At 44.9% G+C, this 14,876-nt stretch carries 17 protein-coding genes; 10 read left to right on the forward strand and 7 right to left on the reverse strand.

The window, feature by feature from the left end; translation table 11 throughout:
* Positions 1–125 precede the first annotated feature (125 nt).
* The gene (gene putP, locus M1D67_RS01965) at positions 126–1,547 is read left to right on the forward strand and encodes a sodium/proline symporter PutP (RefSeq protein WP_229029969.1); all 1,422 of its coding nucleotides are present in this window, start codon (positions 126–128) and stop codon (positions 1,545–1,547) included.
* Between the two features lie 155 nt (positions 1,548–1,702).
* Positions 1,703–2,947: a PucR family transcriptional regulator gene (locus M1D67_RS01970; RefSeq protein ID WP_023855679.1), complete on the forward strand. Its 1,245-nt coding sequence runs from the start codon at positions 1,703–1,705 to the stop codon at positions 2,945–2,947.
* A gap of 37 nt (positions 2,948–2,984) precedes the next feature.
* Here M1D67_RS01970 and M1D67_RS01975 read toward each other — a convergent pair whose 3' ends face one another.
* On the reverse strand, positions 2,985–3,830 hold the full coding sequence (locus M1D67_RS01975) for a TIGR03943 family putative permease subunit (protein ID WP_026580503.1): 846 nt from the start codon (positions 3,828–3,830) through the stop codon (positions 2,985–2,987).
* Between the two features lie 4 nt (positions 3,831–3,834).
* Complete coding sequence (locus tag M1D67_RS01980) at positions 3,835–4,746, reverse strand: permease (RefSeq protein WP_050820827.1); 912 nt, start codon at positions 4,744–4,746, stop codon at positions 3,835–3,837.
* A 179-nt stretch (positions 4,747–4,925) separates the two neighbouring features.
* Here M1D67_RS01980 and M1D67_RS01985 point away from each other — a divergent pair, with 179 nt between their 5' ends.
* The 3 genes from M1D67_RS01985 (at position 4,926) to M1D67_RS01995 (ending at position 6,729) form a co-directional block, all read left to right on the forward strand.
* Positions 4,926–5,882, forward strand: coding sequence for an acetylxylan esterase (locus M1D67_RS01985; RefSeq protein WP_035337279.1), 957 nt, complete (start codon positions 4,926–4,928; stop codon positions 5,880–5,882).
* Between the two features lie 86 nt (positions 5,883–5,968).
* Positions 5,969–6,397: a MarR family winged helix-turn-helix transcriptional regulator gene (locus M1D67_RS01990; protein ID WP_043054046.1), complete on the forward strand. Its 429-nt coding sequence runs from the start codon at positions 5,969–5,971 to the stop codon at positions 6,395–6,397.
* Entirely contained in the window at positions 6,388–6,729 is a 342-nt protein-coding gene (locus tag M1D67_RS01995) for a DUF3147 family protein (RefSeq protein WP_020450088.1), read from the forward strand. The genes M1D67_RS01990 and M1D67_RS01995 overlap by 10 nt, the downstream gene beginning before the upstream one ends.
* A gap of 86 nt (positions 6,730–6,815) precedes the next feature.
* On the opposite strand, the gene M1D67_RS02000 is transcribed toward M1D67_RS01995, so the two are convergent.
* The 3 genes from M1D67_RS02000 to M1D67_RS02010 all read right to left on the reverse strand — a co-directional run bounded on the left by M1D67_RS02000 (position 6,816) and on the right by M1D67_RS02010 (position 9,246).
* Entirely contained in the window at positions 6,816–7,142 is a 327-nt protein-coding gene (locus M1D67_RS02000; protein WP_229105605.1) for a hypothetical protein, read from the reverse strand.
* Positions 7,143–7,675: 533 nt separating this feature from the next.
* Positions 7,676–8,359 (reverse strand): amino acid ABC transporter permease, encoded by a 684-nt coding sequence (locus tag M1D67_RS02005; protein WP_026580507.1) that lies wholly within the window; start codon positions 8,357–8,359, stop codon positions 7,676–7,678.
* An 11-nt stretch (positions 8,360–8,370) separates the two neighbouring features.
* A complete protein-coding gene (locus M1D67_RS02010) occupies positions 8,371–9,246 on the reverse strand; it encodes a transporter substrate-binding domain-containing protein (RefSeq protein ID WP_026580508.1) in 876 nt (291 codons plus the stop codon).
* A 183-nt stretch (positions 9,247–9,429) separates the two neighbouring features.
* Between M1D67_RS02010 and M1D67_RS02015 the strand changes: the two genes are divergently transcribed.
* The 3 genes from M1D67_RS02015 to M1D67_RS02025 all read left to right on the forward strand — a co-directional run bounded on the left by M1D67_RS02015 (position 9,430) and on the right by M1D67_RS02025 (position 12,308).
* Entirely contained in the window at positions 9,430–9,981 is a 552-nt protein-coding gene (locus M1D67_RS02015) for an NAD(P)H-dependent oxidoreductase (RefSeq protein ID WP_035337275.1), read from the forward strand.
* 95 nt (positions 9,982–10,076) lie between these two features.
* A complete protein-coding gene (locus M1D67_RS02020) occupies positions 10,077–10,802 on the forward strand; it encodes an AAA family ATPase (RefSeq protein ID WP_020450093.1) in 726 nt (241 codons plus the stop codon).
* A 69-nt stretch (positions 10,803–10,871) separates the two neighbouring features.
* Positions 10,872–12,308: a glycoside hydrolase family 1 protein gene (locus tag M1D67_RS02025; protein WP_479831560.1), complete on the forward strand. Its 1,437-nt coding sequence runs from the start codon at positions 10,872–10,874 to the stop codon at positions 12,306–12,308.
* A gap of 39 nt (positions 12,309–12,347) precedes the next feature.
* Here M1D67_RS02025 and M1D67_RS02030 read toward each other — a convergent pair whose 3' ends face one another.
* Together M1D67_RS02030 and M1D67_RS02035 are read right to left on the reverse strand one after the other, a co-directional pair.
* A complete protein-coding gene (locus M1D67_RS02030; RefSeq protein ID WP_023855672.1) occupies positions 12,348–12,746 on the reverse strand; it encodes a competence protein ComJ in 399 nt (132 codons plus the stop codon).
* A 17-nt stretch (positions 12,747–12,763) separates the two neighbouring features.
* Positions 12,764–13,210 carry a NucA/NucB deoxyribonuclease domain-containing protein gene (locus tag M1D67_RS02035; RefSeq protein ID WP_020450096.1) on the reverse strand — a complete coding sequence of 149 codons (447 nt, stop codon included), beginning with the start codon at positions 13,208–13,210 and terminating at the stop codon, positions 12,764–12,766.
* Positions 13,211–13,512: 302 nt separating this feature from the next.
* On the opposite strand from M1D67_RS02035, the gene M1D67_RS02040 reads away from it, so the two are divergent.
* Both M1D67_RS02040 and M1D67_RS02045 read left to right on the forward strand, forming a co-directional pair.
* A complete protein-coding gene (locus M1D67_RS02040) occupies positions 13,513–13,680 on the forward strand; it encodes a hypothetical protein (RefSeq protein ID WP_479831561.1) in 168 nt (55 codons plus the stop codon).
* Between the two features lie 5 nt (positions 13,681–13,685).
* Entirely contained in the window at positions 13,686–14,489 is an 804-nt protein-coding gene (locus M1D67_RS02045) for a serine/threonine protein kinase (protein WP_458117744.1), read from the forward strand.
* Positions 14,490–14,876 lie beyond the last annotated feature (387 nt).

A 14,876-nucleotide genomic window follows, 5' to 3' on the forward strand; every position in this document is an offset into this window, starting at 1 on the left:
CCTTTCATAGGCTGCCTTCAAAAAAAGAGAAATTAGTCTAAAAATTTAGATAAACGGCAACTTGGGGGGAGATTCTTATTCAGAACGTACAATTGATCATTTCCATCGTGATTTACATGGTAGGGATGCTTTATATTGGGTATTACGCTTACAAACGGACAGCAAACCTCTCAGACTATATGCTTGGCGGACGGACGCTCGGGCCTGCTGTCACGGCGCTCAGCGCCGGCGCATCAGACATGAGCGGCTGGCTTTTGATGGGGCTGCCGGGCGCCATGTTTGCAACAGGCCTGAGCGGTTCATGGATTGTCATCGGCCTTGTACTCGGTGCATGGGCGAACTGGATTTTTGTGGCGCCGCGCTTGAGGTCATACACCGAGGTAGCAGGCAATTCGATCACCATCCCTGCATTTTTAGAAAACCGCTTTCATGACAAATCAAAGATCCTGCGAATATTTTCCGGAGTCGTCATTATTACCTTTTTTACGTTTTATGTATCATCAGGAATGGTTTCCGGGGGCGTTTTATTTAACAGCATGTTTAATTTGGATTACCATACAGGGCTGTGGCTCATTTCGGGCGTCGTCGTGGCTTACACGCTTTTCGGCGGGTTTTTGGCAGTCAGCTGGACGGACTTTGTCCAAGGTATCATTATGTTTGTCGCGTTAGTTCTTGTTCCGATTGTGACGGTCATTCAGACGGGAGGACCTGGAGAAGCCTTCAGCGAAATCCAGTCGATCGATCCTAACCTCCTCAATATTTTTAAAGGAACGAGTGTCCTTGGCATCATCTCCTTGTTCGCATGGGGCCTCGGCTACTTTGGACAGCCTCACATTATCGTGCGCTTTATGGCGATATCCTCTGTCAAGGAAACGAAGAAAGCGCGCCGGATCGGCATGGGGTGGATGATCTTTTCAAGTGCGGGCGCACTGCTGACCGGATTGCTCGGTATTGCGTATTACTCGAAGAATGGGCTTCACTTGGATGATCCGGAAACGATCTTCATTCAATTGGGGAACATCCTGTTTCACCCTCTGATCACAGGCTTTTTAATCTCGGCGATTTTAGCAGCGGTTATGAGTACAATTTCCTCCCAGCTGCTAGTTACATCAAGTTCTCTAACTGAAGATTTATACAAAACGCTATTTAAACGCTCTGCATCTGACAAAGAACTCGTCTTTTTCGGACGGCTTTCGGTTCTGGCGGTTTCCATTGTCGGACTCTGTCTCGCCTGGACAAAAAACAATACGATTCTCGGTCTTGTCAGCTATGCTTGGGCGGGTTTCGGCGCGTCGTTCGGCCCAGTGATCATCTTAAGTTTGTTTTGGAAGAGGATGACAAAATGGGGGGCGCTTGCCGGAATGGTTGCCGGAGCAGTTACCGTTATCATTTGGGCGGAAGCCGGACTTTCCGATGTTCTTTATGAAATGATTCCGGGCTTTGCCGCCAGCTTGCTGTTTGTGTTTGTCGTCAGTCTATTGACATCAAAACCGGAGCAGCAGGTGCTTGATGAATTCGAGCAATACAAACAAACACTGCAACGATGATGGAGATGGGGAACCATTCTCCGTCTCTCTTTTTATAGGCCTTCTCCCCCCTTCTAACAGGGGATTGATCCCATTTTTTTAAAAGTCGCATATAAGTCTATACAAGAGTGTAAAGGAGAAGTATGATTAAGTTAAAAACGAGTAGGAGAAAGGATATGGAAGAGCTATTAGAACAAGTTGTTTCTCTTTCAAACATTAATGAGATCATTGACTTTATCAGCGGCGAGCTGAAAAAGCCGGTCATACTGGAAAGCGCAGATTTTTTCTTATTAGCTTATAACTCCTATTATATTAACCATTTTGATGCAGCAAACCAGCAAACGATTTTCTCCAAAAAATGTCCGCTGCCGATCTTTGAAAAGTTCGTCGAAGAAGGCATTATTGATCAATTGAAAACGATTCCGACTCCTTTTAGGGTAAAACAGATTGAAGAAATCGGGTTAAACCAGCGGGTTGTCGTCAGCGCCAAGTATAAAGACGAAATTATGGGCTATATCTGGGTGCAGGAGATTGAAGACGACCTGTCTGATGAAGAGCTTGATTTCTTATACAAAGCATCCTTTCATGTCGGGAAGATCATTTATAAGAAAAAACGCCTCAAACAAGAAAAAGAAGAACAGGCGGAAGAGCTTTACAAAAAGGCAATTAACGATCAGTTTCAAACGGAAAAAGAGCTGAAAGCCGCCGCCGATAAGGCGAGCGTTGTCCTGCCGGCCGTGTTTACCGTCATGGTGCTTCAAGTCGTTGACGGGGAGGATGAACTGCTCGAGGATCTGAAGGAAACGATCCGGTCTTATTTAAACCTGAAAGATAATATCAGTCACGTATTGGAGGATCATTCGAATATCGCCATCATTGTCGGCAGTGTGTCGCGCAAGCGTTCCGCGCTGGCTGCGGCCTCAGAACTGATCAACCGTCTGTTGACCCATTTGCGCTCGCAAATGCTGCCTCTTATTTTAATCGGGGTCGGCAATGAGTACAGCAGCCCGCTGTCCCTTGGCAGAAGCTACAGAGAGGCGCTCCAAGTGACGAAAGCAGCTGAAATCACGGGAAGCCAGGAACACATTCCCTATGAATACCAAAAGCTCGGGCTTTTCAGGTATCTTGACCAAATCGCCGCAAAAAACGATCATCTGCAATATGTAAACCCGGACCTTCAGCTGCTGAAAGAAAAAGATAAAGAAAGCCACACCGAATTTTTGAGAACGCTTGAAATTTATCTCGTCAACAACTGCAAGGTCAAGCCATCCGCAGAACAGCTGTTTATCCACCAAAACACGCTCAACTACCGTATCAAACAAATATTAGAAATGACATCGATCGATCTCAATGATTTTAATACTAGATGTCAATTGTTTATCGATTTAATGCTGATGAAGAAAGCAGGCTACAAATCGTAAACAGAAAAAGAAAAGCCGGTGCATGAAGTGCCGGCTTTTAATATGTCCGATAAACGTAAGGATCTTTTGGCTCTTTTATAGGAGACCAATCCTTCACCTTCATCACAGGAATCGTAGATTTGAAAGGCTGATAGTATTCGGAAGACAGCGTTCCTTTTACATGGAGCCACTGATCGTCTTTAATATTCGTATGTTCAGGGAATTCGACCAGCATACCGTAGACTCCCGAGTCGGCGATGCAATGAATGATTCCGAAGCGGAGAACAAACAGCTGTTTATCATTGATCGCTTCCCCTTTAAAGGCAAAACCGTCGAATTCGATCGTTCGGTCAAGGAATTCTCCCGGATATTGATAGATCGTTTCCATGCCCTTCAAAAAATCATCGTCTTTTAATGAAATATGCTGTTTTCCTTTATAATTTTTCAGCGCTTTATTCATCAATTCATCGTACCCTTCCTCGCCGTAGTAGATGCTTGTATCAGGGCGCAGGTACTGGGTTTGGGCATAATGCTCCGGCTGTTCGATCGCTTTGAACGAGAAGCCCTTCGACTTGACGATATTGGAATCAAGCGTCGCTGCCGGCAGAAAAAGTCCGGTGCATAAAGGGAAGATGAACACGAAATAAATGAACATCCTTTTCAGAAAAGGCTTATCTTTTTCATGATCGTGATCATGGCCGCATCCGAAGTCGCGGTCACATCCTTTTTCGTCCGACCCTTTCATATAAATGTAGAATTGCACCGCTGTCAAAATGGCCAGAAGAAAAATAGCGATGTATGAAAGGTAAGCATATTTCATATTAATATATTTTGTCAGATTGCCGGATGCATGAAGATGAAAAAAGAAAAACGTAAACAACATTAAAATGAATGTGCGAAACATGTTCTCACCCCTTTACCAACAGTGATCCGGCTAAGACAATAACGGCGATGTAGGCGATTAAGACAAACACAAAGCGTTTTTTAAAGATGCCGAGCATCATCAGCAGATTTTTGATGTCCACCATCGCTCCGAATACAAGAAAGGCGATAAGTGAGCCGAGTGAAAACGTGCTGCTGAAAGAAGAAGCAATAAAAGCGTCGACCTCTGAACAAAGGGACAGCACAAATGACAGCCCCATCATAACAAGGGAGGAAGATACATCATTCTGCCCGATCGCCAAAAGGGTAGATGTTTTAATATACGTCTGCATTGCCGCTGCGACAAATGCGCCGATGATCAAATATTTTCCGACTGAGAAAAACTCGTCAACTGCATGGCGGAGCGTCCCGCCGAGCTTTTGCAGGAAAGACTGGTTCACATGGGCATGGTGGTGATGGCCGCGTGTCCCGTTCTCGATCAGCTGATTCCCTTTAAATTGATAAGAGATGATCAGCCCGGCAATGAGAGACACCGCAATCGCCAACCCGCCGCGATAGAACACAACATCCCATTTGTTCCCGAAAGCGATGAATGTCGAGAATAACACAATCGGATTGATGATCGGGGCCGTCAGCATGAAGGCGACCGCTGCGTGAAGCGGTACGCCCTTTAAAAGCAGCCTGCGGGCAATCGGAACGATGCCGCACTCGCAAGCCGGAAACAATACCCCGGCAAATGTCCCTGACAAAACGGCGAGAAATCGGTTTTGCGGGATGATTTTCGCCATCATCTCCTCCGTCACAAACATTTGAATCAAACCTGATATAAAAACCCCGATCAAAACGAACGGAATCGCTTCTATTAATATACTGATAAATATTGAGTTCAGCTGCAGAAAGGATTGTGAAGCCACAAAAAAACCTCCGCGCAAATGCATATTTTTAGTTTCAATCTAGCATTATAACATAAATTGAAAAAGCGGTTTTGTGCGGCGGGGTCAGATAATGGGAGGAGCAGAAGTGACAGAATCAATACATATAAAATCCATACACAGCCTTGAAGGGGAATGTTATGATAAGAATATTCAAAAAATGAAAAGAAGAGGGGAAAGACAAGATGCAGCAGCCTTATGATATGCCGCTAGAACAGCTTTACCAGTATAAACCGGAACGGACGGCACCGGCTGATTTTGAAGAGTTCTGGAAGGGTTCATTGGAGGAATTGTCAAATATAAAAGCGGAGCCTGAGCTTGAACCGCATGAATATCCGGCTGACGGGGTAAAAGTCTACTGGCTTACATACAGAAGCACCGGGGGAGCGCGAATCAAAGGCTGGTATGCAGTACCCGACCGCCAAGGGCCGCATCCTGCGATCGTCAAATATCACGGCTATAACGCCAGCTATGACGGAGACATTCATGATATTGTCAATTGGGCTCTTCACGGTTATGCGGCATTCGGTATGCTGGTCCGCGGGCAGAGCAGCAGTGAAGATACAGAGACCTCTCAACACGGACATGTACCCGGCTGGATGACAAAAGGAATCCTCGATCCGAAAACATATTACTACAGAGGGGTCTATTTAGATGCCGTACGAGCAGTCGAAGTGGTCAGCGGTTTTGCTGAAGTCGATGAAAAGCGGATCGGAGTGATCGGGGCAAGCCAAGGAGGCGGGCTGGCTGTCGCGGTTTCGGCGCTGTCCGATATTCCAAAAGCAGCCGTGTCCGAATACCCTTATTTAAGCAATTTTCAACGAGCGATCGATATAGCGATCGACCAGCCTTATCTCGAAATCAACTCCTTTTTCAGAAGAAACACCAGCCCGAATATTGAACAGGCGGCCATGCGGACCCTGTCTTATTTTGATATCATGAACCTTGCTCAAGCGGTCAAAGCGCCCGTTCTCATGTCGATCGGACTGGTTGACACCATCACACCGCCATCCACCGTCTTTGCGGCTTACAATCACTTGAAAACGGATAAAGAAATAAAAGTGTACCGCTATTTTGGACACGAATACATCCCGCCGTTCCAAACCGAAAAGCTGGCGTTTTTGAGAAAGCACCTGAAATGAATAAAAGTGAACACCCGGTGAAGCCGGGTTTTTTTATGTCTTGATTTAAGAATATATCGTATTATAAGATATAATTAGAGAGGGTGATGAAAGTGAATACAGAGAAAATCATAGAAATGATGAATCAGGACTGGACGGATATTTACTACCATCTGCACACAAAGCATGATGATCATTTGTCTCACCACGCGGTTCGAATGCTTCAGCATATCGAAAAAAACCGCTTGGTGACCATTGGTCATTTAGCAAAATTATTGGATGTCTCTCATAATACGGCATCAGAACATGTGAAAAGACTGATACAAAAAGGACTTGTACAGAAAAACCGGGACAGCAGCGATGAACGCAAAGTCTACGTCACGTTAACGCCTGAAGGTGAAGAAGCAGTGAAACGGCATACGAGACTTCATCCGAAAAAACTGCAAAAGGTGTTGGAGCAATTAAATGAAGAAGAAGTTGAAATGATTAAAACAGCATTTTCCTTGTTGAGCCGGGAGGCAAAATCATGTTTTTAATAGTGAAAATCGGGGTTTCTGCAATATTGATCGCCATTATAACCGAAATTGCACGAAAATCGCCTGAAATGGGTGGAATGATTGCGGCATTGCCTCTTGTCAGTCTGCTGAGTTTATTTTGGCTTAGTGTACAAGGGGAATCTTTAAAGCATTTAAGCCAATTCGCGAAAGGCGTGCTATGGGGGTTTCCCGCCACGGCGGTTCTCCTTTTGATCGTGGTTTTGAGTTTAAAAGCATCATTTCCGGTTGTCATTTCTGTTGTGTTTGGAGTATGCGGATGGGGCGGGTGTTTAATGCTGCAAAAGGCTCTCATCCATGCGATATTCGGGTGAAGGGGAATGGAATAAGAAGCCGCTTGTGCTGCCGCACAAGCGGCTGAAACGATCAGGGAGCGGCATACCCCCCCTGTATGAGACTGTCACGTATAAAGCTTGGAGTAATAAATCATCCTCGCCGGAAAAGGAACGTCTCTGTATGGCCCCTCGGGCGGGATGGATGTCGACAGAAATCGGAAATAATGGCTCCCGAGTATTTTTAAGTTTATCGGATAAGTCTGGACGGTTTCAGGAGCGAGTTCATAGGAGAATGCTTGAGCTTTAGATTGACTGACCATGAACTTTTGATATTCCCCGTTTTCAAAGCAATATAAATAGCCCTTTAAACGATGCGCTTCCTGGTTGACCAAAGAGATATACAGATCTTCTCGGCCGTTTTTTTCAACCGGGTTTCCTGCTTTGTCAGACAAGTAAATCAATCTTGTTTGAGATGGGCTGCCGCTGTTCATTTGACAGTTAACAGGTTCAATGCAAGCAGGATGAGTCGAGAGCCGGTCAGAATGCGGGGCATGTGAAATCAATTCAAAATAGTAGGGTGCTACATCGTCGGCATCCCGATTCCATTTGCAATCGTGCTCTGCCTTTGGGTCGAACCTGAAGGACTGGGTGATGATATAAACGATGTGTCTGCCCGCAGGAACATGCTGGAACCTGATTTTGATTTCCTTGGACGAATGAGCGGGAACGATGGATGGAAAGGTTTGCGAGGGCCGGTCATTTCCTTCAAAGAAAACGGATATATGGATGCGGTCTTCGGCATTCGTATGGTTGCAGCAGACGTATGATGCTTGGAAATGGCCTGATGGATCGGTTTGATAGCTTAATTTGTTTCTGTCGATCGTATAAAGGTGATCTGCGTGAAAATAAGTCGATCTGAGGATATGGATAATACCGCCTCCGTTTCACAGTATGGAAAGCCGCCGGAGCACCCGGCAGCTTCTTGCTATTTTTTGATATAAACCTCTGTCCGCTTTTCCAGGAAATCCTGGAGCAAAGCGATCGCCGAGCAAACGGCCCAGTAAATCAAGGCAACTAAAATATACATCGTCATATAGTCGAACTCCCGTCCGCCTACGATTTTTGCCTGTTGAAACAATTCAGGCACGGTGATCATGGCGGCGAGGGAAGACGCTTTAACGAGATCAAGCATTACGTTTGCAAGAGGCGGGAGTGCAATTCTAATCGATTGAGGGACAATCACGTGGCACATCGTCTGCCAGTAGGAAAAGCCGATCGATTTTGCAGCGTCCCACTGCCCTCTGTCAACGGACGACAGGGCCGAGCGGATAATCTCGGCAATGTATGCGGCGCTGTTCATGCTGAAGCCGATTAAGGCAGCAGTCAAAGCCGTAAATTGGATTCCGATATAAGGAAAACCAAAATAAAGAATAAATAGAATGACAAGGATCGGAACGCCTCTCATAAACGAAATATAGATTCTTGCCGGCCAACGAAGCAAAGAGATCTCCGACATGCGCCCAAGCGCGATGAAAAAACCGAGAATTAAACCGGCAAACATGCTCGCGAATGAAATAAAAAGCGTATTCCATATGCCTTGCATCACATAAGGAAACGATTTCGCAGCCAATTCTGCATTAAAAATATACTCCCATTGAATAGAGCCCAATTGACATCCCTCTATTTATTCACATCGACATCGACAAAGTCGATATCCTGCTTTTTCGAAACATCGGCACCGCCGAAAAACTTTTTCGAAATCTTTTTAATTGTGCCGTCCTTCAGCATTTCGTCAATTGTTTTGTCGAATTGTTTTTTTAGTTCTGCGTTTCCTTTTTTCATGATCATGCCTTGCTGATGCGGATAGTATTTAAGATCGGGATGAATAGTCAGATCCAGATCAGGCATTGCGGCGAGCGCGAGTTTTTGAAGGTAGTAGTCGTTTAAGATGACATCGGTTCTTCCATTCGCTACATCCTTTAAAAATTGGTCATTTGTTGCGTTGTCGTAAATGACTTCCTCAGCTCCGTATTGGCGCGCGATATCCATGTAAACTGTCGTAGCTGCGCCAGCGGCTTTCTTTCCCTTTAAGTCCTCAAGCGTGTGGATGCCTGATAGATCTTTTTTGCGGACGATAGCCGTTCCAAATGAATATTTATAAGGCGTAGAGAACAAAAACTTTTCTTTGCGGTCGTCGGTCATTGTAATATCGTTGGCAGCAGCGTCCACTTGTCCGCTCCCCACCGCCGTCAGCATGCCGTCAAAGCCCATTTCTTTAAATTCGACATCCAGGTCGAGCCGTTTAGCCGCTTCACGGATGACTTCCACTTCGTAGCCGGTCAGCTTGTCTTTGCCGGAATCAGTGTCATGATATGAAGTAGGATAAAGGGTTCCCGAAGTCGCCACAACGATCTTCCCTTTTTCCTTTATCTCATCCCAGGCTGTTTTTTGATTTTCAGCCTTATTTTGAGTAGTGCTGCATGCAGCTGTTATAAGAGCGAGCGCTAACACCGTTATCAACAATGTAATGCGCTTATACGTATGCAATTTATTCACTTAAAAAATCCTCCTATTCCTTTAGTCAAGTAAACCATAGCACTGAAGTAGGGATTAGGCAATAAGATAATTAGTATTGGGAAAAAATAAAATAATTGATAGTGCAACCTGCTTTACTTTTTAAGGTGAAAGATGGAATCATAAAGATATTGGTAAATTGAAACACAAGGAGGATAAGAAAAGATGAAAAATATTTTAATCATCAACGGACATGAAGCCTATCCCCATGCAAGAGGACAGCTTAATCACACTATTTTTACAGCGTTGGCGGACAAGCTGGGTGAAAAATATGAAGTGAAAAAAACAGTGGTGGCAGACGGATATCAAATCCCTGAGGAGCACGAGAAATTCAAGTGGGCTGATGCTGTTATTTATCAGACGCCTGTTTACTGGTTCAGTGTTCCTGCTTTATTTAAAAAATATATTGATGAAATTTATGAGTACGGGCTTTTTTATCAAGGGTCTGAAGACTACGGCAGAGGCGGGCTGTTTACAGACAAAAAGTATATGTTTTCAACCACATGGAACGCGCCCAAGGATGTATTCTCCAAAGAGGGGACATTCTTCGAAGGTAAAAGCCTTGATGAAGCGCTCTTTCATTTGCACAAAATGCAGGAATTCGTCGGCATGAAGCCTTTAAAAACATTCTCTGTTCATGATGTCATCAGCAATCCGCAAGTAGATCAATATTTAGCTGATTTGGACGCCCATTTAAAAGAAGTATTTTCGATTTAAGTCAAGAGGTTTGTGCTCAGGCGCAAACCTCTTTTTTCGTTATCCTCTAAGAAAACGTGATACAGTTGAGTAAAAGCAAAGCAGGGGGTGCTCGCATGTTTTTAAAAAAGCTGACTTTACTTCGGGAAAAAGTTCCTTCTTATGCAAAATATCCATTTTCAATTCCTGCTATTCAACATTTAAAAGAGCTGACGTTTCAAAAAAACGTAACATTTTTTGTGGGGGAAAACGGATCAGGCAAATCGACGCTGCTTGAAGCAATCGCAGATAAATGCGAATTTAACACGGCTGGCGGGGGAAGAAATAATACATATGAAGTGTACGGTTCCGGTTCGGATTTGGGAGACTATATTAGATTGTCATGGCTTCCTAAAGTAACAAACGGCTTTTTTCTGCGCGCCGAATCTTTTTATCATTTTGCCACTCATATTGATGAAGTAGACATCACCGGTTTTCGAGGCTACGGAGGCAGATCTCTTCACGAGCAATCACACGGTGAATCTTTTTTATCGCTTTTCAAACATCGTTTTAAAGAGAAGGGAATCTATCTTCTCGATGAGCCTGAAGCTGCTTTATCCCCGGCAAGACAGCTGGCATTTTTGAAAATTCTTCATGATTTGACGAAATCAAACCAAGCTCAGTTTATTATCGCCTCTCACTCCCCCATTTTATTAGGGTATCCGGAAGCCGACATCTTCAGTTTTGATGGTGAACAAATCACTGAAGTGAACTATGAGGATACGGATCATTACACCTTAACCAAGTATTTTCTTCAGCACCGGGAAAAGCTTCTGGCGGAGCTGTTTTTAGATGATGTTTGATCTGAAACGCGTTTCATAGGATATGATAAAGTGCATCCGGATCAAAATACAAAACAGGAGTTGAGCCATATGATTCATCAGCAATTACGCCCATTTCCAAACCATTTCCTATGGGGAGCAGCTTCAGCAGCCTATCAGATCGAAGGGGCCTGGAAGGAAGACGGCAAAGGCCTCTCGGTTTGGGATGTGTTCACAAAGATTCCCGGCAAAACGTTTAAAGGAAGCAATGGAGACATTGCGGTCGACCATTACCACCGTTTTAAAGAAGATGTTGCTTTAATGGCCGAGATGGGGTTAAAAGCATACCGTTTTTCAGTCAGCTGGCCGAGGATTTTTCCCCAAGGCAGGGGAGAAGTCAATGAAGCGGGCTTGAGATTTTACGATGACTTGATTAATGAGCTCCTTGCTCATGATATTGAACCCGTTTTGACGCTTTATCATTGGGATCTTCCCCAGGCTTTAATGGATGAATACGGCGGCTTTGAATCCAGAAGGATTATAGAGGATTTCAATACGTATTGCGTTACGCTCTATAAGCGGTATGGGGACAGGGTCAAATATTGGGTGTCCCTTAACGAGCAAAATTACAATTTTAATCATGCCTTTATCACAGCGTTGCATCCTCCGGGTGTGAAGGACAGGAAACGCTTCTATGAGGCTAACCATATTGCATTTCTGGCGAATGCAAAGGCAATCGATTCTTTTCGCCGGTATGTTCCCGATGGAAAAATCGGACCGAGTTTTGCTTATTCGCCTGCATATCCGCTCTCCAGCCGTCCGGATGATATCCTCGCTTTCGAAAATGCTGAGGAATTTACAAATTATTGGTGGCTTGATGTGTATTGCCGGGGAACATATCCGGGCATTCCTTTGAAATATCTGAAGGAAAAAGGCTGGGCGCCGACAATTGAGGAGGGGGATATGGAGCTTTTAGCAAAAGGAAAACCTGATTTCGTCGGTGTGAATTATTATCAAACCATCACATATGAAATGAATCCTCTAGACGGAGTAGCGGAAGGAAAGATGAATACGACCGGCCAAAAGGGCAGCAACCAGGAAACAGGTATGCCCGGTTTATACAAAACAAAGAGGAATCCTCATCTTGAGACATCGAATTGGGATTGGGCCATTGACCCGATCGGTCTAAGAATCGGGCTTCGCAGGATTTCCAGCCGCTACGGGCTTCCGCTTTTCATAACGGAAAACGGGCTTGGGGAATTCGATAAGGTTGAAAATGACGGCACAATTCATGATGATTACAGAATTGCCTACTTGCGTGCGCATCTTGAACAGTGCAGACAGGCTTTAAACGACGGAGTCGATTTAATCGGCTACTGCAGCTGGTCTTTTACAGATTTATTGAGCTGGCTGAACGGCTACCAGAAGAGATACGGTTTCGTTTATATTAATCGTGATGAAGAGAATGTAAAGGACTTGAAGAGGATTAAAAAAGACAGCTTTTACTGGTACCAAAATGTCATTCAGACAAACGGGGAAGAGCTTTAGGAGAAGGGCGCCGGTGACACCGGCGCCTTTATTCTTTGATCAGGCCTGTTTAAAATCGAGAATATAGGTGATCTTCGCAGTGCTGCTTTGATCAGGCATAATCGTATAGCATGTCAGCTGATAGACGCCTTGCGGGATGTCGCATGACAATTTCTTGGATAGGACGCTTGCAATTTCGACCCCGCCATGAAGCACGTCGAAAGAAACGGTGACGCGCCTGTTAAAGGAGGGAACCTGTTCCTGGACATTCAAACGAACTTCTACTAATGATGCCGTATTATCGAGAGCTTCAAACGAGACCGCGTGTTCTCCCGCTGTGTAGCCTCTTTTAATATCCTCGTCTGTCCAATCCATAACGGGCGGCTTTCCGCCTTTTTGATAAACGGTAAACTGATGGTATGACATCGTCATTTCTTCTGCTTCCCACTTTTTGATCAAAGAACGTACCTCCAGTGTTATTTAATCTTGAAAAGTATTTTCGTGCCGTCCGGATAATCGCTTACCTGATTGCCCACCCAAGATCCTGCTCCACGGTTATCAGAAGGACTGATATACTCGACGGAAGCACCTGTTCCGCCTTCTTCGCACATGGCCATCGGCCACTCGTCGCGGTCATAGCCCGATTTGGAAGGAACATCTTTTAACGATTCCTTTCGGCGTTCGTCGGCTCCGTCCCTGTCGATCGTACAGATTTTAGAATGCCCTTTCTTGATGGCCTTTCGAATGTGCGCGCCTGTTTCAGGATAGCGGTCCGACGGGAAAATCAGCACTTCATCATAGTCTGAGCCGTTTTGCCGGCCTGAAGGCTGGTGTTCTGAAGTGAAAAAATCGCCGGATATAATGCCGATGATCACGACGGCGACGGCGAGCAAGGTGATCAGCAAAGATTTAATTTTGTCCATTCGTGTTGTCCTGCTTTCTTATAAGTTGAATCACTCAGCCGCAGCGGGCCGGAAGTAAATACAACTTTATTATCGTAAAAATGATTTGAGAAATAAAGGGGAGATTAATAGGTTTTTCCTCCTGAAAAGCTGAATTTTAGTCTATCATATCGCCTTTTTTTAAAATTTTGCCGGTTCGTTTAGAAGGTTTTAGAGGTTCAAAATTTAAATTTCTCATATGGAAGAAAAACTTTCGAGCCCCCTTTATCAAGCTTTCCTGCGCGAATGATATGAAATACAAGACAGAAAAGGAGCTGACTGAGTTGCTTCGTAAGCTATTGAAGGCACTTCAAAACGGTAAAAACCGACGATACAGCAGCAGTGACTACGGACGGAAATCATACAAAAAATACAGCAGCGATTATAAAAGAAAAGGGTACGGTCATCACCATTACAAAAGAAAGCATAAGAAATTTTTCGGCAGCAGCTAAATCGCGTGAAAACATTGATGAGATGGCTGTTTGACCGCCCGCTCAAAAAAGGAACCGTCTTGGAGGGGAGATATCGAATCAACCGTGTGCTCGGGATGGGCAGCTACGGTATCACATATCTTGCCGAAGAACTTGGGAGAGCCGGTTTCCGCGTCATCAAGCAGCAGAGAAAGACAAAAGCATGGACATCAGCCGGCCGGAGGTCTTTCAACCGCGAGGCTGAAATTTTGCGGGAATTGGATCTGCCTGCCGCGCCCCGTATATATGAGGTGCTTCAAGCGGCCGGCGAGCGGTTTATCGTAATGGAATATATCGAAGGAAAAACCTTTGAAGATTTGCTCTTTTATGATGGACATGTCTTTGATGAACAGCAAACGATCAGCATATTGAAGGAAGTGCTTCACAGCGTTTCATTTCTTCACAGGAGAGGGATTATTCACCGCGATTTGAGAATTCCCAATTTGATTGTGAGCGGAGGAACGATCCGCATTATAGATTTCGGACTGGCATGCCATCTGACTGAAAGAGAACGTGTTGATGACCGGCACCCGGAAAAAAGGCTGATGCGTGCTGTTTCCGTCAAAAGTGACTTTTATGCGCTGGGACATTTCGCATTGTTTCTCCTGTACTCCGAGTTTACTCCGTCCGGCGAGGAAGAAAAAAGCTGGGAAGAAGAACTCTGCCTATCGTCCGGGTTTACATCCGTTCTGAGGAAGATGTTGCAAATTGATCAGCCGTATGAGCGTGCAGAAGATATTATCGGCGACTTGACTTCCTGTACGGCGAAAAAGATGAAGCATCCGTTTTAACGACAGCCCAGCGTGTCGACAAACCCTCGCAGTCGTTGTCAGGCCTGCTAAGTCGGTCTGACGAATAGAAGGAGGATCGGGAGGCTGACGTTCTGAGGCGTCCTGCCTTAATACCGCGTCATTATATCCTGTGAAAGTCTTCTCCGATGCTCGGCCTTCCTAGACTGTAAGGGATGAGGGTCACGCTAAAAGGATGACAAAATCCCAAAACTAAAAGTCGTTTTGGGATTTTGTCAACGCGAGAAGATTAATTTTTGTCCCCATTTTCAATTTAAATCGTTTTCTCTTTTACTGCATTCCCCCTTTTGTTTCACCAGTATATACATATCGGTTAAGACGGAGACGTTTTGACAAGATGAACAAAAAACCCCGTTGTGAAAACGGGGT

Source organism: Bacillus sp. PK6-025, assembly GCF_056530265.1.